Source organism: Acidovorax sp., from assembly GCF_022763525.1.
GTDB lineage: Bacteria > Pseudomonadota > Gammaproteobacteria > Burkholderiales > Burkholderiaceae_C > Acidovorax.
The window spans coordinates 1-26,182 of record NZ_JALEGG010000075.1 but is presented as its reverse complement, the minus strand read 5'-3'; the positions used below and the strand labels follow the sequence as shown (position 1 = coordinate 26,182).

At 64.5% G+C, this 26,182-nt stretch carries 23 protein-coding genes; 4 read left to right on the top strand and 19 right to left on the bottom strand.

The window, feature by feature from the left end; all coding sequences use genetic code 11:
* Nucleotides 1-124: 124 nt before the first annotated feature.
* From carB to carA, 3 genes are read right to left on the bottom strand one after another with little or no spacing between them, the layout of a single operon-like run.
* On the bottom strand, nt 125-3,370 hold the full coding sequence (gene carB / locus MRY84_RS05605) for a carbamoyl-phosphate synthase large subunit (RefSeq protein ID WP_291504761.1): 3,246 nt from the start codon (nt 3,368-3,370) through the stop codon (nt 125-127).
* Between the two features lie 10 nt (nt 3,371-3,380).
* Nucleotides 3,381-3,806, bottom strand: coding sequence for a hypothetical protein (locus MRY84_RS05600; RefSeq protein WP_291504760.1), 426 nt, complete (start codon nt 3,804-3,806; stop codon nt 3,381-3,383).
* Nucleotides 3,807-3,827: 21 nt separating this feature from the next.
* Nucleotides 3,828-5,000 (bottom strand): glutamine-hydrolyzing carbamoyl-phosphate synthase small subunit, encoded by a 1,173-nt coding sequence (gene carA / locus MRY84_RS05595; RefSeq protein ID WP_291504759.1) that lies wholly within the window; start codon nt 4,998-5,000, stop codon nt 3,828-3,830.
* 304 nt (nt 5,001-5,304) lie between these two features.
* On the opposite strand from carA, the gene MRY84_RS05590 reads away from it, so the two are divergent.
* Nucleotides 5,305-6,120, top strand: a complete 816-nt coding sequence (locus MRY84_RS05590; RefSeq protein WP_291504758.1) for a hypothetical protein — start codon at nt 5,305-5,307, stop codon at nt 6,118-6,120.
* Between the two features lie 49 nt (nt 6,121-6,169).
* On the opposite strand, the gene MRY84_RS05585 is transcribed toward MRY84_RS05590, so the two are convergent.
* The 16 genes from MRY84_RS05585 to rpsB all read right to left on the bottom strand — a co-directional run bounded on the left by MRY84_RS05585 (nt 6,170) and on the right by rpsB (nt 21,395).
* Entirely contained in the window at nt 6,170-6,943 is a 774-nt protein-coding gene (locus MRY84_RS05585; RefSeq protein ID WP_291504757.1) for an RNA methyltransferase, read from the bottom strand.
* A gap of 6 nt (nt 6,944-6,949) precedes the next feature.
* Nucleotides 6,950-7,582, bottom strand: a complete 633-nt coding sequence (gene rnhB, locus MRY84_RS05580) for a ribonuclease HII (RefSeq protein WP_291504756.1) — start codon at nt 7,580-7,582, stop codon at nt 6,950-6,952.
* Nucleotides 7,548-8,687 (bottom strand): lipid-A-disaccharide synthase, encoded by a 1,140-nt coding sequence (lpxB, locus tag MRY84_RS05575; protein ID WP_291504773.1) that lies wholly within the window; start codon nt 8,685-8,687, stop codon nt 7,548-7,550. Before lpxB ends, rnhB begins: the two co-directional genes overlap by 35 nt.
* 34 nt (nt 8,688-8,721) lie before the next feature.
* Nucleotides 8,722-9,510 carry an acyl-ACP--UDP-N-acetylglucosamine O-acyltransferase gene (gene lpxA / locus MRY84_RS05570; protein WP_291504755.1) on the bottom strand — a complete coding sequence of 263 codons (789 nt, stop codon included), beginning with the start codon at nt 9,508-9,510 and terminating at the stop codon, nt 8,722-8,724.
* 17 nt (nt 9,511-9,527) lie between these two features.
* The gene (fabZ, locus tag MRY84_RS05565) at nt 9,528-9,968 is read right to left on the bottom strand and encodes a 3-hydroxyacyl-ACP dehydratase FabZ (protein ID WP_291504754.1); all 441 of its coding nucleotides are present in this window, start codon (nt 9,966-9,968) and stop codon (nt 9,528-9,530) included.
* Nucleotides 9,969-9,984: 16 nt separating this feature from the next.
* Complete coding sequence (gene lpxD, locus MRY84_RS05560) at nt 9,985-10,968, bottom strand: UDP-3-O-(3-hydroxymyristoyl)glucosamine N-acyltransferase (protein WP_291504753.1); 984 nt, start codon at nt 10,966-10,968, stop codon at nt 9,985-9,987.
* A 24-nt stretch (nt 10,969-10,992) separates the two neighbouring features.
* Complete coding sequence (locus MRY84_RS05555; RefSeq protein WP_142146992.1) at nt 10,993-11,511, bottom strand: OmpH family outer membrane protein; 519 nt, start codon at nt 11,509-11,511, stop codon at nt 10,993-10,995.
* The gene (gene bamA / locus MRY84_RS05550; protein WP_291504752.1) at nt 11,511-13,808 is read right to left on the bottom strand and encodes an outer membrane protein assembly factor BamA; all 2,298 of its coding nucleotides are present in this window, start codon (nt 13,806-13,808) and stop codon (nt 11,511-11,513) included. The genes MRY84_RS05555 and bamA overlap by 1 nt, the downstream gene beginning before the upstream one ends.
* A 45-nt stretch (nt 13,809-13,853) precedes the next feature.
* Nucleotides 13,854-15,218: an RIP metalloprotease RseP gene (gene rseP, locus MRY84_RS05545; protein ID WP_291504751.1), complete on the bottom strand. Its 1,365-nt coding sequence runs from the start codon at nt 15,216-15,218 to the stop codon at nt 13,854-13,856.
* A gap of 184 nt (nt 15,219-15,402) precedes the next feature.
* Nucleotides 15,403-16,584, bottom strand: coding sequence for a 1-deoxy-D-xylulose-5-phosphate reductoisomerase (gene ispC / locus MRY84_RS05540; RefSeq protein WP_291504750.1), 1,182 nt, complete (start codon nt 16,582-16,584; stop codon nt 15,403-15,405).
* Entirely contained in the window at nt 16,584-17,438 is an 855-nt protein-coding gene (locus tag MRY84_RS05535) for a phosphatidate cytidylyltransferase (protein ID WP_291504749.1), read from the bottom strand. Before MRY84_RS05535 ends, ispC begins: the two co-directional genes overlap by 1 nt.
* Before the next feature lie 29 nt (nt 17,439-17,467).
* Nucleotides 17,468-18,199, bottom strand: a complete 732-nt coding sequence (gene uppS / locus MRY84_RS05530; RefSeq protein ID WP_291504748.1) for a polyprenyl diphosphate synthase — start codon at nt 18,197-18,199, stop codon at nt 17,468-17,470.
* Nucleotides 18,200-18,227: 28 nt separating this feature from the next.
* The gene (gene frr / locus MRY84_RS05525; RefSeq protein ID WP_291504747.1) at nt 18,228-18,788 is read right to left on the bottom strand and encodes a ribosome recycling factor; all 561 of its coding nucleotides are present in this window, start codon (nt 18,786-18,788) and stop codon (nt 18,228-18,230) included.
* A gap of 49 nt (nt 18,789-18,837) precedes the next feature.
* On the bottom strand, nt 18,838-19,560 hold the full coding sequence (gene pyrH, locus MRY84_RS05520) for a UMP kinase (protein WP_291504746.1): 723 nt from the start codon (nt 19,558-19,560) through the stop codon (nt 18,838-18,840).
* A gap of 49 nt (nt 19,561-19,609) precedes the next feature.
* Nucleotides 19,610-20,536, bottom strand: coding sequence for a translation elongation factor Ts (tsf, locus tag MRY84_RS05515; protein WP_291504745.1), 927 nt, complete (start codon nt 20,534-20,536; stop codon nt 19,610-19,612).
* Nucleotides 20,537-20,642: 106 nt separating this feature from the next.
* Entirely contained in the window at nt 20,643-21,395 is a 753-nt protein-coding gene (gene rpsB / locus MRY84_RS05510) for a 30S ribosomal protein S2 (protein ID WP_291504744.1), read from the bottom strand.
* 185 nt (nt 21,396-21,580) lie between these two features.
* Here rpsB and MRY84_RS05505 point away from each other — a divergent pair, with 185 nt between their 5' ends.
* The 3 genes from MRY84_RS05505 to MRY84_RS05495 all read left to right on the top strand — a co-directional run bounded on the left by MRY84_RS05505 (nt 21,581) and on the right by MRY84_RS05495 (nt 25,873).
* Nucleotides 21,581-22,939 carry an amidase gene (locus tag MRY84_RS05505; RefSeq protein WP_291504743.1) on the top strand — a complete coding sequence of 453 codons (1,359 nt, stop codon included), beginning with the start codon at nt 21,581-21,583 and terminating at the stop codon, nt 22,937-22,939.
* A 50-nt stretch (nt 22,940-22,989) separates the two neighbouring features.
* Complete coding sequence (locus tag MRY84_RS05500; protein WP_291504742.1) at nt 22,990-24,240, top strand: FAD-dependent oxidoreductase; 1,251 nt, start codon at nt 22,990-22,992, stop codon at nt 24,238-24,240.
* A gap of 103 nt (nt 24,241-24,343) precedes the next feature.
* The gene (locus MRY84_RS05495; RefSeq protein WP_291504741.1) at nt 24,344-25,873 is read left to right on the top strand and encodes an NAD(P)H-hydrate dehydratase; all 1,530 of its coding nucleotides are present in this window, start codon (nt 24,344-24,346) and stop codon (nt 25,871-25,873) included.
* Nucleotides 25,874-26,182 lie beyond the last annotated feature (309 nt).

Below are 26,182 nucleotides of genomic sequence, written 5' to 3'. Positions count from 1 at the left end.
ATCAGTCACCCTGTTGCGCCCATGCGGGCACGGCGCAAAACAGTGAGTCTACAAAACGAAACCGCCGCACGTTGCCGCGCGGCGGTGTCTGGTCAAGGGCAGATTATGCCGCCTTTGACACGGTTCATGCCACCAGCTGGGCGTGCAGTTCCTGCACCGAATACACGTCGAGCTTGTCCAGGTACTTCATGCCCTCCACGGCCGCCTCGGCACCGAAGATGGTGGTGAAGGTGGTGACGCGGGCCAGCAGCGACGAAGTACGGATTGCGCGCGAATCCGCAATGGCATTGCGGCGCTCTTCCACCGTGTTGATGACCATGACAATCTCGTTGTTCTTGATCATGTCCACGATGTGAGGGCGGCCTTCGGTCACTTTGTTGACCACCGCCACGGGCACGCCCGCCTCGGCGATGGCGGCTGCCGTGCCCTTGGTGGCCACCAATTCAAAGCCCAGCGCCACCAGCTGGCGTGCGATGTCCACCGCACGCGGCTTGTCGCTGTTCTTCACCGTGAGGAACACCTTGCCCGAGGTCGGCAGCTTGGTGCCGGCGCCCAGCTGGCTCTTCACGAAGGCCTCGCCAAAGGTCTTGCCCACGCCCATCACTTCACCGGTGGACTTCATCTCGGGGCCGAGGATGGTGTCCACGCCAGGGAACTTGACGAACGGGAACACGGCTTCCTTCACGCTGAAGTACGGCGGTGTGACTTCCTTGGTGATGCCTTGCGAGGCCAGCGTCTGGCCCGCCATGCAGCGTGCCGCGACCTTGGCCAGTTGGATGCCGGTGGCCTTGGAAACAAACGGCACCGTGCGCGAGGCGCGGGGATTCACTTCCAGCACGTAGATCACGTCCTTGCCGTCCACTTCCTGAATGGCGAACTGCACGTTCATCAAGCCCACCACGTTCAGGCCTTCGGCCATGGCGGCGGACTGGCGCTTGAGCTCATCCACCGTGGCCTGCTTGAGGTAGTACGGAGGCAGCGAGCAGGCGGAGTCGCCCGAGTGCACGCCGGCTTGCTCGATGTGCTCCATCACGCCGCCGATGAAGGTCTTGCCTTCGGGGTCGCGCAGGCAGTCCACATCGCACTCGATGGCGTCGTTCAGGAAGCGGTCGAGCAGCACGGGCGAGTCGTTGCTCACCTTGACGGCTTCGCGCATGTAGCGCTCCAGATCACGCTGCTCGTGCACGATCTCCATCGCGCGGCCACCCAGCACATAGCTGGGACGCACCACGAGGGGGTAGCCCAGGGCAGCCGCCTTTTCCAGCGCCTCGACTTCGGTGCGGGCCGTGGCGTTTGGCGGCTGCTTCAGACCCAGGTCATGCAGCAGCTTCTGGAAGCGCTCGCGGTCTTCGGCGGCGTCGATCATGTCGGGGCTGGTGCCAATGATTGGCACGCCTTCGGCCTCCAGGCCGAGGGCGAGCTTGAGCGGCGTCTGGCCGCCGTACTGCACGATCACGCCGGCCGGCTTTTCCTTGTCGACGATCTCGAGCACGTCTTCGAGCGTCAGCGGCTCGAAGTACAGGCGGTCGGAGGTGTCGTAGTCGGTGGACACCGTTTCAGGATTGCAGTTGACCATGATGGTCTCGTAGCCGTCCTCGCGCATGGCGAGGGCGGCGTGCACGCAGCAGTAGTCGAACTCGATACCCTGGCCGATGCGGTTCGGGCCACCGCCCAGCACCATGATCTTCTTGTTGTTCGTGGGCTCGGCCTCGCACTCTTCCTCGTAGGTGGAGTACAGATAAGCCGTGTTGGTGGCGAACTCGGCCGCACAGGTGTCCACACGCTTGTAGACGGGGCGCACCTTGAGGGCACGGCGCGCTTCGCGCACGGCCTTCTCGGTGGTCTTGAGCAGCTTGGCCAGGCGGCGGTCGGAGAAGCCCTTTTTCTTGAGCGTGCGCAGCGTGTCCGCATCGAGCGCGGCCAGAGCGGCGCCGCCCTTGTCTGCGGCAAGCTGGTCAAGTTCGAGCTCGATCTTCACGATCTCTTCGATCTGCACCAGGAACCACTTGTCGATCTTGGTGAGGTCATGGACCTCGTCCACCGACAAACCCATGGCGAAAGCGTCGCCCACATACCAGATGCGCTCGGGGCCGGGCTCGCCCAGTTCCTTTTCGAGCACCTCGCGGTCCTGGGTCTTCTCGTTCATGCCATCCACGCCCACTTCCAGGCCGCGCAGGGCCTTTTGGAAGGATTCCTGGAAGGTGCGGCCCATGGCCATGACCTCGCCCACCGACTTCATCTGCGTGGTCAGGCGGCTGTCGGCGGTGGGGAATTTCTCGAACGCGAAGCGCGGGATCTTGGTGACCACGTAGTCGATCGAGGGCTCGAACGACGCAGGCGTGGCGCCGCCCGTGATCTCGTTCTTGAGCTCGTCGAGCGTGTAGCCCACGGCCAGCTTGGCCGCGACCTTGGCAATGGGGAAGCCCGTGGCCTTGGAGGCGAGCGCCGACGACCGCGACACGCGCGGGTTCATCTCGATCACGATCATGCGGCCGTCCTTCGGGTTGACCGAGAACTGCACGTTGGAGCCGCCCGTGTCCACGCCGATCTCGCGCAGCACCGCGAGCGACGCGTTGCGCATGATCTGGTATTCCTTGTCGGTCAGCGTCTGCGCCGGGGCCACGGTGATGGAGTCACCGGTGTGCACGCCCATGGGGTCCAGGTTCTCGATGGAGCAGATGATGATGCAGTTGTCCGCCTTGTCGCGGACCACTTCCATCTCGTACTCCTTCCAGCCGAGCAGCGATTCTTCGATCAGCAGCTCGTTGGTGGGCGAGGCTTCCAGGCCGCGCTTGCAGATGGTCTCGAACTCTTCGGGGTTGTAGGCAATGCCGCCGCCCGTGCCGCCCAACGTGAAGCTGGGACGGATCACGGTGGGGAAGCCCACATGCTTTTGCACCGCCCAGGCTTCTTCCATGCTGTGGGCAATGCCCGAGCGCGCGGAACCCAGACCGATCTTGGTCATGGCGTCCTTGAACTTGAGGCGGTCTTCGGCCTTGTCGATGGCCTCGGGCGTGGCGCCGATCAGCTCGACCTTGTACTTGTCGAGCACGCCGTTGCGCCACAGGTCGAGTGCGCAGTTCAGTGCGGTCTGCCCCCCCATGGTGGGCAGGATGGCGTCTGGGCGCTCCTTGGCAATGATCTTTTCGACCGTCTGCCAGGTAATGGGCTCGATGTAGGTGACGTCGGCCGTGTCCGGGTCGGTCATGATCGTCGCGGGGTTGCTGTTGATCAGGATGACTTTGTAGCCCTCTTCGCGCAGGGCCTTGCAGGCCTGCACGCCGGAGTAATCGAACTCACAGGCCTGGCCGATGATGATCGGGCCAGCGCCGATGATGAGAATGCTTTGGATGTCTGTACGTTTTGGCATGGTGCGTCGATCAGTCGATCGTGGGTTCGGCTGCCGGTGATGGGAGGGGCGGTACGGAGGCGGCTGCGTCCGCAGCGGTGGAGCGCCGCGTTGCCAGCTTGGCGAGCAGCGCCTCAGCCCGTTCGGCGGGAAGGTTTTTCTGCATCAGCTGCAGCAGGCCATCGCCCTGGATCAGCGGGCGCAGGACCTCTTCTTCCGCGTCATAAAACGTCACTTCCCACTCTTGCAGCAGCTCTGCAAACGCAGCGTCGTCCATGGTCTTGCCCTTGGCAACCAGCGTGACCAAGGGCATGGCCTTGTTCTCCACAAATGCCTTTTTGTAGGGCTTTTGGGCCCAACGCTCCGCAAACCACTCCTTGTGGGGCGAAGGCAGGGTCAGGACACGCTTGTGAATCGCCTTTTCGAGCGATGCAAGGGGAAAGCTGAACAGTTTCATGGTGCTTTTCCTTGCAGGGGCTCAGCCGGCTTTCGCCGCGCGCATGGCATCGGTGAAGCGGTCAAAGAGATAGGCGATGTCGTGCGGCCCAGGAGACGCCTCAGGGTGCCCCTGGAAGCAGAACGCAGGCTTGTCCTTGTGAACCAGCCCTTGCAGCGTGCCGTCGAACAAACTGACGTGCGTGGCGCGCAGGTTGGCAGGCAGCGACTCCATATCCACCGCAAAGCCGTGGTTCTGGCTGGTGATGCTCACACGGCCAGTGTCCAGGTCCTTCACAGGGTGGTTGGCACCGTGGTGGCTGTGGGTCATCTTGAAGGTCTTGGCGCCTGCGGCCAGGGCCATGATCTGGTGGCCCAGGCAGATGCCGAAGGTCGGCACGCCACTGTCCACAATCGTGCGGGTGGCCGCAATGGCGTAGTCGCAGGGCTCTGGATCACCAGGGCCGTTGGAGAGGAACACGCCATCAGGGTTCAGGGCGAGCACGTCGGCGGCGGGCGTCTTGGCGGGCACCACAGTGACCTTGCAGCCGCGCTCGGCCAGCATACGCAAGATGTTCTTCTTCACGCCGAAGTCGTAAGCGACCACATGGAACTGCGGCTTCGCGAGTTCACCGTAGCCGGAGCCCAGCTTCCACTCGGTCTGGGTCCACTCGTACCGCACTGCCGTGGTCACCACCTGGGCCAGGTCCAGCCCGGCCATCTTGGGGGCGGCTTTGGCTTTGGCGATGGCTTCGTCAATGAGCGCCTGCGTGACAGCCTGCCCTGCGGCAAGGCCGATGATCGCGCCGTTTTGTGCGCCCTTGCTGCGCAGCAGGCGGGTCAGCTTGCGCGTATCGATGTTGGCAATCGCCACCGTGTTCTCGCGCACAAGGTACTGCGAGAGCGTCTCCGTGGAGCGGAAGTTGCTGGCCAAGAGGGGCAGGTCTTTGACGATGAGGCCTGCGGCATGGACCTTCTCGGCTTCGATATCTTCGCCATTGACGCCGTAGTTGCCGATGTGCGGATACGTCAACGTGACGATCTGCTGGCAGTAGCTGGGGTCGGTGAGGATTTCCTGGTAGCCGGTGATGGCGGTGTTGAACACCACTTCGCCGACGGTGGTGCCGGTGGCACCGATCGAATTGCCGATAAAGACCGTGCCGTCTGCGAGCGCCAGGATGGCGGGCGGGAAGGTTCCCTGTAGAGACAAAAGCACTGGGTTCTCCGGATGGTTACGGTCGCCCGGCGCCTGCAGTCCACTCGTACGCGTGACGTACACAAGTGGGGGTGGCTGCTCTCAGATGGGTTGTTGCTTTGGGTGCGGTCGGGCGACGCTGTTGCGAGAAAAGCTCCCGATTATACCCTTCGCCAGTCTTACTGCACCAAATGCAGAGCTTGCATAACCTTGTTACGTAAGCAAGTGTTCCAACCGTCTCCAGGCATCACCGCGCACCTAGACTGCCCGGCAATTTACCTTCACCACCCGGTTCATTTCAACCATATTCAAGAGACTGCTTCCAATGCGCGCAATCATTCGCCCCTTCGCCCTGGCCGTGGCTGGCTTGGCTGCCACCCTCGCTGCCCACGCCCTGGAACTCGCCAAGTACCCTCAGGTCTTTGTGGCACCCCAAGGCATGGAGGTGGTTGTGGCCCCCAGTGCGGATGGCAAGCAGGCTCTGGTGCGCGTGAGTGGCATCAACGACCCCATCGACCAGGTCGTCTTCCTGGCCAACCTGGAAACGTCGGGGTCAGCGCGCGAGGTCTACTCCACCCGCATTGATGGCCGCAGCTACGGGCTGCTGCACAAGCAGAGAAGCCCGTACCGATCGGATGAACAGTATGTCGTCTACCTGCCGGGCAAGCGTGACGGCGTGGCACTGGCCTTTCACGAAGACAAAAGCAAGGCGTTCAAGGTGGCAGATCTGCAGGCAAGCTACGAACGCCAGCAGAAGCAGGGTGTCCAGGAAAAGCTGGCCCGCTTTGACCGCAACAAGCGCCTGGCCGGCATCCAGGCAGACCTGGCCAAAGCCGACCAGGACGCCACCACAGCCTGCGGCACTCCCGTGAAAACCACGGTGGACTGGGCCACGATTGACGACGAAAAGCTCCAGACCTTGAGCATTGGCAGCTTTTGCGGCGTGGTCGCCTCGCAACTGGAATCCATGTGCCGCAACACACCCGCTTTCAAGCCCACTGCGGCTGGTTTGGGCCAGGTGCAATGCAAGTTCGCGCCGCAGTTGAAGATCCGCGTGGAAGGCCAGCAAGTGGTCTTCGCCACGGAAAAGGATGCGCCCAATCAGGACGATTTCGTGCGCCAGTTCTTGCGCAACCAGTAACAAGCGCCTCATCCAGGCGGACCGCACTCATCGCAGTCCGCCGTCAAAGCTAGCGCGCCGCACCGCTGGCATGCAGGCAGATGGCCGCGGCCGCAGCGACGTTCAGGGACTCCTCCCCGCCCGGCTGCGCGATGCGGATGCGCAGGGCAGCGCGCGCTTCCAGCGCGGGTGACACCCCCTGCCCCTCATGCCCCAGTACCCAGGCGCAGGGCCAGGGCAAGGTGGCACGATGCAGCCAGTCGCCGGCGTGCGAGCTGGTCACCAGCAACGGGACCGCCAGCGACCCCACCGCCGCATGTTCGACGCCCTCGATCAGATCCAGTGCAAAGTGCGCGCCCATGCCCGCCCGCAGCACCTTGGATGACCACAGGGCCGCGCTTCCCTTGACCGCCACCACCTGCCGGAAGCCGAACGCCGACGCGCTGCGCAGGATGGAGCCGACATTGCCGGCGTCCTGCACACGATCGAGCACCACGGTGGCTGCACTGGGTTGCAAAGCGCTGGATGCGGGCAGATCGAGGATGAAGCCCATGCGGGCCGGGGATTCCAGCCCGCTGATGTCGGCAAACAAGGCATCGGCGAGCACTATGGTTTTAGTAGCTGCTTGCGCCCATTCTGTCTGCGCTTGAGGCCAAAAAGACTCTGCAAACACCGCCACGGCAGGACGTTGGCCGCGCTCCAGTGCCGCGCGGCAGAGGTGGTCGCCCTCCAGCCAGACGCGCCCCTGCTTGCGGTACGCCGTGGTGTCCTGCGCCAGGCGGCGCAGGTCCTTCACGAACGGGTTGTCCCGGGAGTGGATGGCGATGAGGGAAGGAGAGGTCATGGAGGATCAGGCCGCGGCTTGGAGGCTTTCGGCCACCGGCGCAAACGAGCGCCGGTGGTACACGCAGGCACCGTGCTCGCGCAAGGCAGCCATGTGCACCGCAGTGCCGTAGCCTTTGTGGCCGGCAAATCCGTACTGCGGAAATTCTTCGTGCACCTGTGCGCACCAGCGGTCGCGGTGCACCTTGGCCAGAATGGACGCCGCAGAAATGGACGGCACCAGCGCATCGCCCTTGACGATGGCCTCGGACTGAATGCCGAGCGTGGGCAGCCGATTTCCATCGACCAGCACCATGACCGGTTTGAGCCGCAGCCCCAGGACGGCGCGCCGCATGGCCAACAAGGTGGCCTGCAGGATGTTCAGCTCGTCGATCTCCTGCACGCTGGCTTCGGCAATGCTGCAGCACAGCGCCTTGGCACGGATCTCGTCATAGAGCTTTTCGCGGCGAGCTGGCGTGAGCTTCTTGGAATCTGCCAGCCCGGCAATCGGGTGCAGGTCGTCCAGGATGACGGCGGCGGCCACTACGGGGCCCGCCAGGGGGCCACGGCCCGCTTCATCCACGCCCGCCACCAGGCCCGGCGGATGCCAGGGCAGGCAAGCTTGCTCAGGCACTCGGTTGGAGGATTTTCTGGATCGCATCGGCAGCCAGTTGAGGAGTGTTGCGCAGCAGGCTTTCATGCAACGCCGTAAAGCGCTGCTCCAGGGCGGTGATTTTGGCAGGCTCGTTCTGGCGCGCATCCAGCCACTGCAGCGTGGCGGCGCACAATGCCTGCGGGGTGGCCGCATCCTGGATGAGCTCGGGCACCACGAAATCGCCGCACAGGATGTTGGGCAAGCCCACCCAGGGCTGCAGTTGCTTGCGGCGCATCAGCCACCAGCTCAAGGGGTGCATGTGGTAGCCGATGACCATCGGACGCTTGAACAAGGCGGCCTCCAGCGTTGCAGTGCCGCTGGCGATCAGCGTCGCATCGCACGCAGCGAGCACCGCATGGGACTGCCCCGCCACGATCTGCACCACTCCGCCCAAGCCCGCAGCCACGGCCGCCTGCTCGATGCGCTCACGCAGTGCGGGCACGGCAGGTACTATCAATTTGATAGCCGGCCGCGCTTGTCGGATAAGCGCTGCAGCCTCAAAAAACGGTGGGGCGATGTACTGGATCTCCGAAGATCGGCTGCCCGGCAGGATGGCGAGCACTTCGTCGCTGTCTGCAAGCCCCAGCCCCGCACGCGCCGCGGTGCGGTCCGCCACCATGGGAATCACGCCTGCCAGCGGGTGCCCTACATAAGTGGCTGCAATGCCATGGCGCGCCAGCAACTCGGGTTCGAACGGAAAAATGCACAGCACGTGGTCTGCGCTGCGGCGGATTTTTTCCACGCGATCTGCGCGCCACGCCCAGATCGACGGGCAAACGAAGTGCACGGTCTTGATGCCCGCCGCACGCAGGTCGGCCTCCAGCCCCAGATTGAAATCGGGCGCGTCCACGCCGATGAAGACGTCTGGCCGGTCCCGGAGCAGCCGTTCGCGCAGTTGCTTGCGGATACGCAGCAGCTCCCGCAGCCGGCGCAGCACTTCCATGCTGTAGCCGTGCACGGCGAGCTTGTCGCTGGGCCACCAGGCGGCAAACCCGCGGCGTTGCATCTGGGGGCCGCCGATTCCACTGGACTGCAGGCCCGGCCAATGGGCCTGCATGCCGTCCAGCAGCAGGCCCGCCAGCAGGTCGCCCGAGGTTTCACCCGCCACCATGGCGATGCGGGGAGAGGGGTTCACGGTTTGCGCCTCAACGCACGATGCCACGGGTGGCATCGGCCAGGAACTGCTCCATCAGGGCCACGTCAGCGCCCGCCTCTGGCGCGGACTGCGCGAGTTCCCCGATGGCAGCACGCGCGGCCGCCAGCGTGAGTCCCTGGCGATAGATCAGCTTGTGCATCTGCTTGACGGCATCGATGCGCTCGGGCGAGAACCCGCGCCGGCGCAGCCCCACCACGTTGTAGCCCCGCACAGCCAGCGGATTGCCATCCACCAGCATGAACGGGGGCACGTCCTGGGACACTGCGCTCGCAAAGCCCACCATGGCATGCGCGCCGACCTTGACGAATTGGTGGATGCCCGTCAGCCCGCCCACGGTCACCCAATCGCCCAGAATGACATGGCCGGCCAGCGTCGTGTTGTTGGCCAGCGTGGTGTGGTTCCCGACATGGCAATCATGGGCGATGTGGGTGTACGCCATGATCCAGTTGTCGTTCCCCACCGTCGTGATGCCGCCCGCCTGCGGCACGCCCAGATTGAGCGTGCAGAACTCGCGGATGGTGTTGCGGTCGCCGATGACCAACTCGGTGGGCTCGCCCGCGTACTTCTTGTCCTGCGGAACGGCGCCAATCGAATTGAACTGAAAGATGCGGTTGTCGCGGCCCAGCGTGGTACGCCCATCGATCACGCAGTGCGCACCCACCGTGGTGCCCGCGCCGATGACGACGTGGGCGCCGATGACGCTGTAGGGCCCGATGCTGGCCGTCGCGTCGATTTGTGCGCGCGGATCAACGATGGCTGTGGGGTGGATGTTGCTCACGGCTTGCCAGGGTGTGATCAACCCACGCTGCGCATGGTGCACATCAGCTCGGCCTCGCAGGCCACCTCGTCGCCCACGCTGGCCACGCCCTTGAACTTCCAGATGCCACCGCGCACGCGGTCGATCGTGATGGACAGAATCAACTGGTCACCCGGCTCCACGGGACGCTTGAAGCGCGCGCCATCGATGCCCACGAAATAGTAGATGTTGTTCTCATCCGGCACCTTGCCCATGGCATCGAAAGCCAGCAATCCGGCCGCCTGGGCCAGCGCCTCGAGGATCAACACGCCAGGCATCACCGGCCGGCCGGGAAAGTGCCCCATGAAGTAGGGCTCGTTGAACGTCACGTTCTTGATGGCCTTGATGCGTGCGTTGCTCTCAAGCTCGATCACCTTGTCCACCAGCAGGAACGGGTAGCGGTGCGGCAGTTGCTTGAGAATTGCGTGGATATCCATCATCGAGTTGTTCTTCCGTTCATGCTGCCTTGAGGGCCTGCTCCAGCGCCTTGATGCGCTCGCGCAAGCTATGCAGTTGTTTGAGTGTTGCAGCGTTTTTTTCCCAGCGCGCATTGTCGTCGATGGGAAACATGCCGGTGTACTGCCCAGGCTGGGTGAGCGAGCGCGTGACCACGGTCGCCGCCGAGATGTGCACGTTGTCTGCCAGCTCAAGATGCCCCAGCACAATGGCACCGCCACCCACCGTGCAGTGGGCGCCGATGGTGGCACTGCCGGCAATGCCCACGCACCCCGCCATGGCAGAGTGCTTGCCAATGCGCACGTTGTGCCCGACCTGGATCAGGTTGTCGAGTTTCACGCCGTCTTCGATGACGGTGTCCAGCAGAGCACCACGGTCCACGCAGGTGTTTGCGCCGATTTCGACGTCATCGCCAATGTGCACAGCACCCAATTGTTCGATCTTCACCCATTGACCACGGTCGGGCGCAAAGCCAAAGCCATCGGCGCCAATCACCACGCCTGAATGCAGGATGCAGCGAGCACCGATGCGGCAGCCCTCACCCACCGTCACGCGAGACTTGAGCACGGTGCCCGCGCCGATGTGCGCACCGCGCTCCACCACGCACAGCGGACCGACGGTGGCAGTGGCGTCCACATGGGCCGAAGGATCCACCACCGCGCTGGGGTGAACCCCCCCCTGCACGGCGGGCGCATTGTGCTGCCGCCAAAGCTGGGTGGCCCGCGCAAAATAGACGTAGGGGTTGTCCGCGACGATGCAGGCGCCCCGCGCCAAGGCGGCTTCGCGCATGGCAGGCGCCACAATGACACAGGCCGCCCGGGAGGCGGCCAGTTGCTGCTGATAGCGCGGGTTGCTCAGGAAACTGAGGTCGCCCGGCCCGGCTACCTCCAGGGGCGCGATGCGGGAGATGACGGCATCCCGTGCCGCACCTCCTTCCAGCGAGCCACCGAGTGCATCGACGATGTGCCCAAGAAGCAAGCTCACGCGCCACCCATCCCACGCAGCGGCTTACTTGCCGGTAGAGGCATTCAGCGCCTTGATCACCTTGTCGGTGATGTCATGCTTGGGGTTGATGTAGACGGCTTCCTGGAGGATCACGTCGTACTTTTCAGCCTCTGCAACTTGCTTCACCACCTTGTTGGCACGCTCGAGCACCTGGGACAGTTCTTCGTTCTTGCGGGCGCTCAGGTCTTCCTGGAATTCACGGCGCTTGCGCTGGAACTCCCGGTCCTGGTCCACCAGCTGCCGCTGGCGGGTCGTGCGCTGGCTTTCAGCCATCGTCGGGGCTTCCCGCTCGAATTTTTCCGTGGCGGTCTTCAGGGTGTTGCCCATGTCCACCAGTTCTTTCTCGCGGCGGGAGAACTCCTGCTCCAGCTTGGCCTGCGCGGCCTTGGCCGTGCTGGCTTCCCGGAAGATGCGGTCTGTGTTGACAAACCCAGCCTTGAACTCTTGTGCTTGCGCAGGGGCCGCCAGGGCCATCGAGCCCAGCAGCAGGGCCAAAGAAATATGGCGAGAAATAGGTTTCATTAGAAAGACGTTCCAATCTGGAATTGCAGTTTCTGGATTCTATCGCCGGCAAACTTGCGCACTGGTTGCGCAAAGGCCAGGCGCAGCGGACCCAGCGGAGAAATCCAGCTCAGCCCCACGCCAGCGGATGCACGCATGTCGCTGAAGGTGACCTTCTCGTTTTCTCCGTACACATTGCCCACGTCGAAGAACGTGAACACGCGCAAGGTCCGGTCGTTCCCGGCGCCAGGGAACGGAGCGATCAACTCCGCGTTCAGCGTGACCTTCTTCGGTCCGCCCAGTGACGCACCGGTCACGTCGCGCGGCCCCAGAGTGCCCTGGTCGAAACCACGCACGGAGCCCAGGCCACCCGAGTAGAAATTCTTGAACACCGGGAAGGGCCGGCCATTCATCCCCTTGCCAATGCCCAGTTCCCCATTGAAGGCGATGGTGAAGCGCTTGTTGAGCGGCACGTATTGCTGGTATTGGTAGTTGGCGCGAACGTAGCGCGCATCGCCAGCCACCGACCACTCCGAGTTGAGGCGCTGATACCGCCCCGAATTGGGTGCCAGCGCACTGTCCCGGTCGTCACGCGACCAGCCGATGGTGAGGGGAATCGACGTGCTGCTGTACCCGAACTGGTCGGCGTAGGCAAGGTACGTGGCGGGAATGTTCGTGCCTGGCTTGATCTTGGTCTGCTCCAGCCCACCACCAAAGAACACTGTGTCGTTCTCGCTGAAAGGCACGCCAAACCGCACAGACGTGCCCGTGGTGACGAGCTGGTAGTTACCGCCTTGGTCCTCGTAGGGCTTGTCCGTGCGGTAGTAAACGTCCAGCGTGCGCGAAATGCCTTCGGGCGTGAAATAGGGGTTGGTGGTGCTGAACACCAGCGTGCGGCGGTACTTGCTGGTGTTGACGTCGATGCCCAGGTAGTTGCCGGAACCGAAAATGTTTTCCTGCTTGATTCCGAACGACAGCGACATCTTCTCGGCACTGGAGAACCCTACGCCCATCTGCAGCGAACCCGTGGGCTTTTCAGCCACGTTGATCACCAGATCCACCTGATCGGGAGAACCAGGCACTTCCTGGGTTTCCACGCTCACTTCCGTGAAGAATCCCAGGCGGTCTACACGGTCGCGAGACAGGCGGATCTTTTCGCCGTCGTACCACGACGCTTCGTACTGCCGGAACTCCCGCCGGATCACTTCATCCCGCGTGCGGTTGTTGCCGCTCACGTTGATCCGTCGCACATACGCACGGCGCGATGGCTCAGCCTGCAGCACGAAGGTCACTCGGTTGTTTTCGCGGTCAATCTCGGGCACGGCCTCAATGCGGGCAAACGCAAAGCCGAATCGCGCGAAGTATTCCGAAAACGCCTTGGTCGTTTCGGTGACCTGGTCGGCGTTGTAGGGCTCGCCCACACGGATGGTCACAAGGGACTTGAACTCATCTTCGCGATCGAGGTAGTTGCCTTCGAGCTTGACGCCAGACACCACATAGCGCTCGCCCTCGGTGACATTCACGGTGATGGAAATGTCCTGCTTGTCGGGGGAGATGGCCACCTGCGTAGAGTCCACCCGGAACTCCAGGTACCCGCGTTGCAGATAGTAAGAGCGCAGGGTTTCCAGGTCGGCATTGAGCTTGGCGCGCGAGTAGCGATCGGATTTGGTGTACCAGCTGAGCCATCCGCCGGTGTCCTGGTCGAAGAGTCCCTTCAGGGTCGACTCGCTGAAGGCCTTGTTGCCGACAATGCGGACTTCCTTAATGCGGGCGGGCTCGCCCTCCGTCACGGTAAAGGTCAGGTTGACCCGGTTGCGCTCAATCGGCGTGACGGTGGTAACGACCTCGGCGCCGTACAGGCTCTTGTTGATGTACTGGCGCTTGAGTTCCTGCTCAGCCCGGTCGGTGAGCGCCTTGTCATAGGGACGGCCTTCCGTCAGCCCGACTTCGCGCATGGCTTTCTTGAGCACATCCTTGTCGAACTCGCGGGTACCGGCAAAGTCCACATCCGCCACGGTGGGGCGCTCCTCCACCACCACGACGAGCACGTTGCCCGCGGCTTCCAGGCGGACATCCTTGAAAAGCCCCAGACCAAAAAGCGCGCGGATCGCTGCCGCGCCCTTTTCGTCGTTGTAGTCGTCGCCCACCCGCAGGGGCATCGAAGCGAACACCGTACCGGGTTCCACGCGCTGCAGACCCTCGACGCGGATGTCCTGCACCTTGAATGGCTCCAGAGCCCATGCCGCGTTGGCGGCAAAAACCATGGCTGCAACGGCCGATGCGGTGCGCACGCCCAGTCGATTGATGTGTTTTTTCATGAATGAAGCTAGCGCCGCAGTTGCAGTGCAAGCGCGGCAGAAGTGTTAGCCAAAGAGCCGGGTGATATCGTTGAACAGGGCAATGGACATCATGAGCAGCAGGACCGCAACGCCCCCACGCTGAAAGCGCTCCATCCATGCGTCAGACACTGCCTTGCCCGTCACACCCTCCCAAAGATAATACATCAGGTGCCCTCCGTCCAAGACGGGCAGCGGAAGCAAGTTCAGCACCCCCAGGCTCACGCTGATGAGGGCCAGGAACACGAGGTACTGCGTCAAACCAAGGCTGGCGGAACGCCCCGCGTAGTCGGCAATCGTCAAGGGTCCGCTCAGGTTCTTGAGGGATGCCTCCCCGATCACCATGCGGCCCATCATCTTCAGCGTCAGCAGCGAGACGTCCCATGTCTTGACCACGCCCGCCCAGGCCCCTTCCACGACGCCGTACTCGACGGTCACAAACTCGGGGGCTGCCCCCACATAGGCGCCGATGCGGCCCACCGTCATGCCAGGCTCGGCCCTGGCCTCGGGCACCACGTCGAGTGTGAGCAATTGGCCAGCGCGGTCAATGCGCCAGGGTTGGGCCAGCGGCTCGCGGCCTCGCACCGATTGGCGGATCAACTCGCGCAGCTGTTGTCCGTCCACAACCTCCGTCGCGCCCACTTGGAGCACCACGTCGCCCTCGCGCAATCCGGCACGCGCCGCAGCGCCATCGGGCATCACTTCGCCCAGCACCGGCCTCGTCCACGGCCCCAGAATTCCGATTTTTCGAAACAGTTGCGCGTCCGCTTCCCGGCTGTCGATGCTCGACATGTCGAGCAGGATCTCGCGATGCGCCGTGCGCGACGCAGGTTGCACGTCCAGGCGGACGTTCACCCCTTCCAGCGCCCCCCGCGTCAGCAGCCAGCGCAGGTCCTCAAACGAACGCACAGGCTCCATGTCGTCAGAGCCCAGCGCCGCGTTCATCACCAACTCCCCGCCACGCAAGCCCGCGTTCTGCGCAACAGAGCCCGACACCGGGCTGGCGAGGATCGCCTTGGGCTCCTGCACGCCGTTCCAGTTCACGATGGCGTACAGCAACACTGCCAACAGAAGGTTTGCCAACGGCCCGGCAGCCACGATGGCCGCCCGCGAACGCAGCGGCTGGGTGTTGAAGGCCAGGTGCCGCTCATGCGGCGCAACGGGAGCCTCGCGCTCATCCAGCATGCGAACATACCCTCCCAGAGGGAATGCGCCCAGCACAAACTCAGTGGGCGACCCCTTGGGTTGCCAGCGCAGCAGCGGCTGGCCAAACCCCACGGAAAACCGCAGCACCTTCACACCACAGGCCACGGCCACGCGGTAGTGGCCGTATTCGTGCACCGCAATCAGGAGGCCGAGGGCCACGACGAAGGCAACGGCAGTCAGGAGCATGTTCGGATCCGTGGTGGAAAACTCAGGGGCTGAGAGTTTCTTGGCCAAGCCCGAAAGGCGCGCGAAAACGCTTCGGTTCTAGGCGCAAAGCACAGCCACAAGTCGAGCTATGGCGAGCATTTGCAACGACGAGGCGGCGTGTTTTGGCGTGCATGGCGGGTTGGGACAAAAGGTTCTCAGCCTCTCATGCCGCCAGACGCCCGGCGGCATGCTCGGCGGCGTGGCGGGCCTGGGCGTCCAGATCCAGTAGCGCTGCGAGCGAATCAGGCTTGGAGGGCAGAACCTTCTCCAAAGTTGCAAGGTTCACGGCGTGGATGTGGTCAAACCGCAGCCGGCCCGACAAAAACGCACCCACGGCCACCTCGTTGGCGGCGTTGAGCACGGCTGTCGTCCCTTCGGCGGATTTGAGCGCTTGCCACGACAGGTGCAACCCCGGAAAACGCCGCGCGTCGGCGTCCTCGAATGCCAGCGCGGACAGCGCCGAAAAATCAAGCCTGCTTGCGCCACTCTCGATGCGCTCGGGCCACGCCAGTCCACAGGCAATGGGCACGCGCATGTCAGGCGTCCCCAGTTGGGCGAGGATGGATGCGTCCTTGAATTGCACCATCGAATGGATGATTTGCTGCGGATGGATCACCACCTTGATCTGGTCCGGATGCAGATCAAACAGCCAGCGCGCCTCGATCACCTCGAGGGCCTTGTTCATCATCGTGGCCGAGTCCACCGAGATCTTGCGACCCATCGAAAAATTGGGATGCGCGCAGGCCTGCGCGGGCGTGATCTGCGACAGCGTGGAGGGGTCCCGTTGCCGAAATGGGCCACCGGACGCCGTGAGCAGAATGCTATCCACCCGGTCTGCCCAGGTTGCCGGGTCTTCGGGCAGGCACTGGAAAATCGCGGAGTGTTCGCTGTCGATGGGCAGCAAGGTCGCGCCGCCCTCGCGCACCGTGTGCATGAACAGCCCGCCACCGACCACCAGGGCTTCCTTGTTGGCCAGCAGAAGCCGCTTGCCCGCCCGCGCCGCAGCCAGGCAGGGCGCCAAGCCGGCAGCTCCGACGATGGCCGCCATCACGGCATCCACATCCGGGTGAGATGCTATTGTTTCGATAGCTTCTTGCGCTTGAAGTACTTGCGTTGGAAGCCCATTTGCCTTGATTTTTTCCGCCAATGCGTGGCCGTGGTCGGCGCTGGCCATCACGGCATAGCGGGGCTTGAACTGAGCGCACTGTGCCAGCATCAGGTCCACCTGCGTGGCCGCGCTCAGGGCAAACACCTCAAACCGATCCGGGTGCCGAGAGACGACATCCAGCGTGCTGGTGCCGATGGACCCGGTGGAGCCCAGAACTGTGATTCGTTGTTTCTTCATCATTGCATCGTGAGGCTGGTCAGCATCATCGCCAGGGGCAGCGTGGGCAGCAGGGCATCCACGCGGTCAAGAACACCGCCATGGCCCGGCAGCAGCCCGCTGCTGTCCTTGACGCCCGCGCTGCGCTTGATCAGCGACTCCACCAGATCGCCCGAAACGCTCATGGCAACCATGAACAGCGCCGCAATGATCAGCAGCCACCAGCCCGGCTGTGCCATGCGGCTGTAAAAGCTGGGCACGGCGGCCTGCCAGTGGGCATCCGCGGCCACCCAGGCAAACGCCATCACCACCACCCCCGCCAAGCCCCCCCAGACACCTTCCCAGCTCTTGCCGGGGCTGATGGAGGGCGCCAGCTTGCCCTTGGTGAAACGCAGTCCGAAAGCGCGACCCGCAAAGTAGGCAAAGATGTCGGCCACCCACACCAGCAGCAACACGGACAACAGGAAATTGATACCGACCTTGCGCGCCTGTACCACCGCCAGCCACGCCAGCCACAAAGCCAGCACACCGGCCACCAGCCTGACCGCGGAAGGAATGCGCGGCCAGCCCGGCACGCCGGCCCTGAGCAGCCATGCCGCAGCCAGCACCCACAGCCCGCCCCCAGCCACCCAGAGCCCCGTCAACGGACGGTCGAGCCACCCCAATGCCCACGAGCCAGCGCACAGGGCCACGCACACGGCTCCCACCGCCACAGACCCGGCTTGGCCAAACCCGCTCAGCCGCCCCCATTCCCACGCCCCGGCGGCCATGAGCACCAGCACCACGACCGTGAAAGGCTCGGTGGAGGAGTAGAAGAGTGCCGGCAGCAGAATGGCCAGCAGGACAAGAGCTGTGATGATGCGCTGTTTGAGCATGGGGCCTTTCAGAACCTTCGCAGGTTCTCTCAGCCCGGCACCACCGGAGGATGCGCGGACAGGATCTGTTCGGAGGTTTTGCCAAAGCGGCGTTCTCGGCCGCTGTAGGCCGCGAGCGCCTCGTCCAGTGCCGATTCGTCGAAATCCGGCCAGAGACGGTCGCTAAAAAAGAACTCGGAGTATGCAGCCTGCCAAAGAAGGAAATTGCTGATGCGCATTTCTCCGCCCGTTCGGATCACCAAGTCCGGGTCAGGGACGTGCGCCAGCCCCATTGCAGTGTGCAGGCTCGCCTCGGTGATTGGCTCGCCTCGGCTCGCAAGCGTGGCCGCCGCCTGAGCGATATCCCAGCGGCCACCGTAGTTGAAGCAGACATTCAGCACCAGTCGCGTGTTCTGCGCCGTGGCGGCCTCGGCCTCGGCCAGTCCGTCGCGCACCTTGGGCGAGAGGTTCGCCCGTTCGCCGACAAAGTAAAGGCGGACCCCGTCCTTCTTGAGCTGGGGTACTTCCCGTGCCAGCGCCATGGCCAGCAATTCCATGAGCCCGGAGACCTCGTCGGCTGGGCGGTTCCAGTTTTCGGAAGAAAACGCAAAAACGGTCAAGACGCCGACGCCCCGCTCCACGCAGGCGCGAGCGCAGCGGCGCAGCGAATCAACCCCTTGCTTGTGGCCCGCCAGGCGCGGCAGAAAGCGGCGCGTGGCCCAGCGGCCGTTGCCATCCATGACGATAGCAATGTGGTGTGGCACCACCTGAGGTAATGGCATGCAAAACGATCAGAATACCTGCGCGGGCTCAGACCGCCATGATTTCCTGTTCCTTCGCGGCCACCAGCGCATCTATCTCGGCAATGTGTTTGTCCGTGAACTTCTGCACGTCGGTCTCTGCGCGCTTCTGGTCGTCTTCGGACGCCAGCTTGTCCTTCACCAGTTTCTTGACGGATTCATTGGCATCGCGGCGGAGGTTGCGCACGGCAATCTTGGCATTCTCGCCTTCATTGCGGGCCAGCTTGGTCATTTCCTTGCGGCGCTCTTCGCTCATGGGCGGCATGGGCACGCGGATCAGATCCCCCATCGATGCGGGGTTCAGGCCCAGATCGCTCTCGCGGATGGCCTTTTCAATCTTGGCACCCATCCCCTTTTCCCAGGGCTGGACACTGATGGTGCGCGAATCGATCAGTGCCACGTTGGCCACCTGGCTCAGGGGAACCATGGAGCCGTAGTACTCGACCTGCACCGTGTCAAGCAGCGCTGGATTGGCACGGCCGGTGCGAATCTTCTGCAGGTTGTTCTTGAACGCCGTGATGGACTGGTCCATCTTGGTTTCGGCAGTTTTCTTGATGTCGGCAATCGTCATGTTTTCTCCTGGAGCCGACCCGCATCCGGTGCAGGCCCATCCATCGTGATCAAGCGTAAACCAGCGTACCTTCGTCCTCGCCCATCACCACGCGCTTCAGGGCGCCATGCTTGATGATCGAGAACACCTTCACCGGCAGCTTCTGGTCGCGGCACAGTGCGAAGGCGGTCGCATCCATGATGCCCAAATTGCGGGACATGGCCTCGTCAAAGCTCAGCTTGCTGTAGCGCGTGGCCGAGGGGTCCTTCTGGGGGTCGGCAGTATATACGCCGTCCACCTTGGTAGCCTTGAGCACCAACTCGGCGCCGATCTCGGCCCCCCGCAGGGCAGCAGCGGTGTCGGTCGTGAAGAAGGGATTGCCGGTGCCGGCGGCAAACACCACCACCTTGCCTTCTTCGAGGTATTGCAACGCCTTGGGCCGCACGTAGGGCTCAACGACCTGCTCGATGGCAATGGCGGACATCACCCGTGCCACCAGGCCTTGCTTGTCCATGGCATCCGCCAGGGCCAGTGCATTCATGACGGTGGCCAGCATGCCCATGTAGTCGGCCGTGGCGCGGTCCATGCCCACCGAGCCGCCCGCCACGCCGCGGAAAATATTGCCCCCGCCGATCACCACCGCCACCTGGACGCCCAGGCGCGTGACTTCCGCGATCTCTTCCACCATGCGAACGATGGTGGCGCGGTTGATGCCAAAGGAGTCGTCGCCCATCAGCGCCTCACCAGACAGCTTGAGCAAAATGCGCTTGTGAGCTGGTGCGGCAGTGGTCATGGGCAAGGTCTCCAAAGTGTGACGGGGGCTGGTGGGTTGCAGGACGTGATCAGGCAGCGGCCTTGGCGGCGGCCACTTGCGCGGCCACTTCAGCAGCGAAGTCGTCCACCTTCTTCTCAATGCCTTCGCCCACCACGTACAGGGTGAAGCCCTTCACGTTGGTGTTGGCAGCCTTGAGCATCTGAGCCACGGTCTGCTTGCCGTCGGCGGCCTTCACGAAGACCTGGTCGGCCAGCGAGACTTCCTTCAGGTACTTCTGCACAGCGCCGTCGATGCGCTTGGCGGTGATTTCAGCGCTTTGTGCGGGCTTGCCAGCGGCCACGAGTTCCTTGTTGGCTTCGTCGGCCTTGCCTTCGGCCACCGAACGCTCCTTGGCGATCAGGTCGGCAGGCACATCAGCGCTGGTCAGGGCCACGGGCTTCATGGCGGCCACGTGCATGGCGACGTCCTTGGCGGCGGTGGCGTCGCCGTCGAACTCGACGACCACACCGATGCGCGAACCGTGCAGGTAAGCAGCCAGGTTGGAGCCGCTGAAGCGCTTGAAGCGGCGGAACGACATGTTTTCGCCAATCTTGCCGATCAGACCCTTGCGCACATCTTCCAGCGTGGGGCCGAAGCCGTCCTGCTCGTAGGCCAGAGCACCCAGAGCTTCGATGTCGGCGGGATTGTTCAGGGCCACGAGCTTGGCAGCCGCGTTGGCCATGGCGATGAAGCTGTCGTTCTTGGAAACGAAGTCGGTTTCGCTATTGACTTCCACCAGGGCGCCCGTGGTGCCATCGATGTAGCTGGCAACCACGCCTTCGGCCGTGACGCGCGAGGCAGCCTTGCCGGCCTTGGTGCCGAGCTTGACGCGCAGCAGCTCTTCTGCCTTGGCCATGTCGCCATCGGCTTCCGTCAGGGCCTTCTTGCATTCCATCATCGGGGCGTCGGTCTTGCCACGCAGTTCAGCCACCATGCTTGCGGTAATTGCAGCCATCTTTATTCCTTCAGTGTTCAGTTCAATGGGTTCAGATTCGGGCTAAAAAAAAGGGGGCTCACCAGGGGCCCCGCTTTTGTTCGCGACGGATCGCGCAGCCGGGCACTCAGGCGGCGGCTTCTTGCACTTCCACGAATTCGTCGGTGCTTTCAGCAGAAGCGGCCTTGGCCACTTCGTTCACGGCATTGGCGCGGCCTTCGATGATGGCGTCGGCGATGCCACGGGCATACAGAGTCACAGCCTTGGCCGAGTCGTCGTTGCCGGGGATCACGTAGTCGATGCCTTCAGGCGAGTGGTTGGTATCCACCACACCGATCAGCGGAATGCCCAGCTTCTTGGCTTCGGCCACAGCGATCTTGTGGAAGCCCACGTCGATGATGAAGATGGCGTCGGGCAGCGCAGCCATGTCCTGGATGCCGCCGATGTCCTTTTCGAGCTTTTCGATTTCGCGGGAGAACGTCAGTTGCTCCTTCTTGCTCAGGTTCTCGAGGCCGGCTTCCTGCTGAGCCTTCATGTCCTTCAGGCGCTTGATCGAGGTCTTCACGGTCTTGAAGTTCGTCAGCATGCCGCCCAGCCAGCGCTGATCGACAAAGGGCACGCCAGCGCGCTGCGCTTCGGCGGCCAGGATTTCACGGGCTTGGCGCTTGGTGCCCACCATCAGGATGGTGCCGCGGTTGGCGGTCAGTTGCTTGGCAAACTTTTGGGCTTCCTGGAACAGCGGGAGCGACTTTTCCAGGTTGATGATGTGGATCTTGTTGCGATGGCCGAAGATGTAGGGGGCCATCTTGGGGTTCCAGAAGCGGGTTTGGTGACCGAAGTGGACACCGGCTTCCAGCATTTCGCGCATGGTAACGGACATAAAAATACTCCAAAGGTTAGGTCTAAAATCAGCCCCAATATTTGCAGCACCGTGATTTCACGAACACTGCAACACCTTGACAGGGCTGCTTTGCGATTGGTTTTGCGAGAGCCGCCACGCGCAACGTGCAATCAATGCACCTGGCGCAACTGCACCCAGCAAAACCCAAAGATTCTAGCACACCCATGCTTGACGACCTGATCGCCACCCGCACCCAGCTGCGGGACGGCGCCACCACCGCGCCCGCCGAACTCGAGCGCTGCATCGAAGCAGCCCTGGCACCGTCCAACAACCATAGTTTTGTGCGCACGCTCTTTGATTCCGCGCGCACCACGGTGGTGCAACCTGATGTGCAACAACTTCCGCTGGCGGGCCTGGCGGTGTCGGTCAAGGACCTTTTCGACGTGCAAGGCCAGCCCACCCCCGCCGGTTCTACCGTGCTGGCGAAGGCCCCTTGCGCCCAGCAGGACAGCCCCGCGGTAGCCCGTCTTCGTGCCGCGGGCGCGACGCTGATAGGCCGGACCAACATGGTGGAGTTCGCGTTTTCAGGCGTGGGAGTCAATCCGCACTACGGCACCCCGGCCGCCTGGGACGCGCGCTCTGGCGCGCTGCCCGGGCCGGTGCGCGTTCCCGGTGGATCTTCTTCGGGGGCCGCGGTGTCCGTGGCCACGGGGGCTGCGTTCATCGGGCTGGGCTCGGACACGGGCGGCTCCATCCGGATTCCGGCGGCGCTCAATGGCATCGTTGGGTTCAAGAGCACCGCCCGGCTGGTTCCCACTGCGGGCGCCATCCCCCTGTCGACGACGCTGGACACCGCCTGCGCGCTGACACGCACGGTTCGCGACGCCATCGTGGCCCATGAAATCCTGGCAGCCCGGCGGGTCACGCGGAGTCTGGCGCCGCTATCGCAGTACCGGCTGGCCGTGCCTTCTACCCTGTTTCTGGATGGCGCCGACGCCACCGTGGCGCACGCCTTCGAGCGCAGCGTGGAAGCACTGCGCCGCGCTGGAGCGCACATCGACACCATCGCCCTTCCCGCCGTGCTGGACCAGCCGGCTTACGGCTTCTCGGCGCCCGAGAGCTACGCGTGGCACCGTGAGCTGCTGCAGCGCGCTGGCGAGCAGTACGACCCCCGTGTCCGGGCACGCATCGAGAAGGGCGCCACGATGATGGCCTGGGAGTACATCGACCTGCTCCAGGCCCGCCAGCAGTGGATTGCACGCATGGCGGCCGACACGGAAGGCTACGACGCCCTGCTCTCCCCCACGGTGCCCATCGTCGCCCCTCCCCTGGCTGACGTAGCGCCAGCCGATGGCGCCGACCCTGCGCAAGATGCCGCGCGGGACACAGAGTTTTTCCGCGTCAACAGCCTGTTGCTGCGCAACACCAGCGTGGTCAACCTGCTCGACGGCTGCGCGCTGTCGCTGCCCTGCCATGCGCCGGGGGAACTCCCGGTCGGCCTGATGGTCTGGCACGGGGCCCTGCGGGATGACACCGTGCTCAACGTGGCCCTGCAGATCGAGCAAACACTACAAAAACAATAGCTGCTTGCGCTTGATGGACAAGCGCCTGAGGCCCAAAACACTCCAGATCCATGAAGATTGCCATCGTGGGCGCCGGAATCGTCGGCGTGACCACTGCGTACGAGTTGGCCAGCGACGGCCATGAAGTCACGGTCTTTGAACAACGCAGCGCGGTAGCGGAAGAAGCCAGCTTTGCCACCGCCGGCCTGCTCGCACCGCACCTGCCCAGCCCCTGGGCGCTACCCGGCTTCGGCCCCCGCCTGCGACTGATGGGTGCCCACGCCACGATGCGGCTCGCGGGCGGCATCAGCCGTGCCAATGTGGGCTGGCTGTTGCGCTGGCGCCGCGCGGCCCGCGCTGGCTCCGCACCGGCCGCAACCGTGGAACGGCTGGCCCAGTACAGCCAGGCGCGCCTGAAAGCCATCGCCAGCCAGCACGAACTTGATTTCGAGGCGACCGACGGCCGCCTGGTGCTGCTGCGAACGGAGGAAGACCGCGCACGCCTGGAGCCCACTTTGCAGGTGCTGCGTGACTGCGGTGTGGGGCTGCGCGAGATCAGCGCCGAGGTCGCTCGGCAGATCGAGCCGGGGCTTTCCCCCGAAGCGCCGTTGGCCGGCGTCATCCATCTGCCCGATGCGGGCGCGGGCAATTCCCGGCTCTTTGCGCAGCTTCTGCGCCACGGCATCCAGGCCGCCCCGGGGCAACAGGACTCCGGGGTGCAGTTCGCTTTCAACACGCGCGTGGAACGCATCCTTGCCACCCCCACGGGCGTGGCGCTGCAGGGAGAGCCGGACGTGCGCCGCTTTGATGCCGTGGTCCTGTGCGCGGGAACGGCGTCGGCCGCGCTCCTGGCCGGGCTGGGCCTGCGGCTGCCGATGGTGGCGGTGCACGGCTACTCGGTCAGCGCGCCGCTGCGCGAAGCCACCCACGCGCCGCGCGCCAGCGTCGTCGATGCCGCGCAACAAGTCGCCATCACCCGCCTGGGCCAGCGCGTACGGATTGCCGGTGGGGCCGAACTGGGCGGGGCCGTGGCCGAGCACCACGCGCCCACGCTGCAACGCCTATACCGCACGCTCAACGACTGGTTTCCCGGTGGCGCGCAGCTCTCGTCGGGCCTGCAGATCTGGCGTGGCGCCCGCCCCCTGTTGCCCGACGGCGCGCCGGTGGTGGGCGACAGCGGCATCCCCGGCCTGTGGCTCAACATCGGGCACGGCGCGGGCGGATGGGCGCTGGCCTGCGGCTGCGCCCGTGCGGTGGCCGACCAGATCGCAGGGCGCGAGCCCGAAGTGTCGCTGGATGGCCTGGGCTGGAGCCGGTTCTGACCCCTAGGCCGCACCCAGGCGGCGGGCCGCGCACAAGAGCGCACAAGAGCCCACCAGCGCGCACAATGGCGAGCGAGCCGCTCCACCACGTCCGCGCCGCCCCATGATCCGCATCGCCGCCGACCAGCCCCGCCCTCTGTTCAACACCGCCGCCACGCGTCGCATTGAGCACGCGGCAGCAGCAACTCTGCCCCCGCACACCTTGATGCAGCGCGCCGGCCTGGCCGTGGCACAACTGGCGCAGGCCCTGGCGCCCCACACCCGGCGGGTGTGGATTGCCTGCGGCCCGGGCAACAACGGCGGCGATGGCCTGGAAGCCGCAATGCATCTGCAAAACAGCGGCCGCACGGTCGTGGTGACCTGGCTGGGCCACCCGGACACCGCCCCCGCGGATGCCAGGGCTTCATGGCAGCGCGCGCAGGGCGCAGGAGTGGTCTGGGCCGACGCTGCACCCGATGATCTCGGCGCCAACGACCTCTGCATCGATGCCCTGCTGGGCATCGGCGTGTCTTCGCGGCCCGCCACCCCGGTGCGCCCGGCCGATGCACGGCTGCAAGCGTGCGTTCAAACACTCCAGCACAGCCCGGCACCCGTACTGGCGGTCGACCTGCCCAGCGGGCTGGACGCGGACACGGGCCAATTCGCTCCAGGCTTTTCGCCCGCCCCCGCGCAGCACCTTCACACGCCCTACCCGCAGGCCCCGCGCCATACGCTGAGCCTTCTCACTCTCAAACCAGGCCTGTTCACCGCCGCAGGGCGAGATGCCGCCGGCCAGGTGTGGCTGGACGATCTGGGGATCCCCCCTGGGCACGAACCACCGACCGCCTGGCTCTCGGGCCCCGCGCGGAGCGAGCCCCGCCAACACGCCAGCCATAAGGGCAGCTATGGCGACGTGGCCGTCGTGGGCGGCGAAGGGCTGAACGAACGTGGCATGGGCATGTCTGGCGCAGCCCTGCTCGCCGCATCGGCCGCACTGCATGGTGGCGCGGGACGGGTCCTGGTGGCCTTGCTCGACAGCAATCGCCTGGAGCTGGATCTGCACCAACCCGAGTTGATGTTCCGCCGCTTCGATGCCCTGGCGCTGGAGCAACTGACCGTGGTCTGCGGCTGCGGCGGCGGACAGGCCATCGCGCGCGTGCTGCCTCAGGTCATCACCAGCGCGGCACGCCTGGTCCTGGATGCCGATGCGCTCAACACCATCGCGAACCAGGCCGCGCTGCACGCCCTGGTAGTGGCACGCGGCCAGCACGGTCAGCCCACTGTGCTGACCCCCCACCCGCTGGAAGCGGCCCGTCTACTGGGCCTGACCACGGCCGAGATCCAGGCGGACAGACTTGGCGCAGCACGGCAGCTGGCGGAACAGTTCAACTGCGTGGCCGTTCTCAAGGGCTCGGGCACAGTGGTGGCCGCACCCGACCGCGTTCCCGCCATCAACCCCACCGGCAACGCACGACTGGCCACAGCCGGCACGGGCGACGTGCTGGCGGGCATGGTGGGCGCACGCATGGCCGCCGGCGCCAGCGCTTATCGCGCTGCGAGCGAAGCGGTGTACGTCCACGGCCAAGTGGCAGACGAGTGGCACGCAGGCCGCGCACTGACGGCCAGTGCGTTGGCGCGGCGAATGAGCCGCTGAGGAATGATTCGCTGAGAAATCGCTTCCAGCGCTTATTGCACGAGCGCCAGCAGCTATCAATAAAATAGCAACCTCAGAGCACACCAAGGCGCCGACGGTGCGCCCAAGCCGACTGGGGGCAGGCCCCGTCCGTCCACTCGCCCACCCGTCGGTCCGGAAAGTCAGCCCCGGCGCGGCTTTCGGGCCTTGCCCTTGCTGGACTTGCTGGCAGCCGCCTTCTTCACCGAGGCCTTGAGAGACTGGATGGGCGACCGCGCGGCCCGCTCGCGCGTGAGGCCCGCTTGCTCGGTCGGCGACGGGACCGCGGCT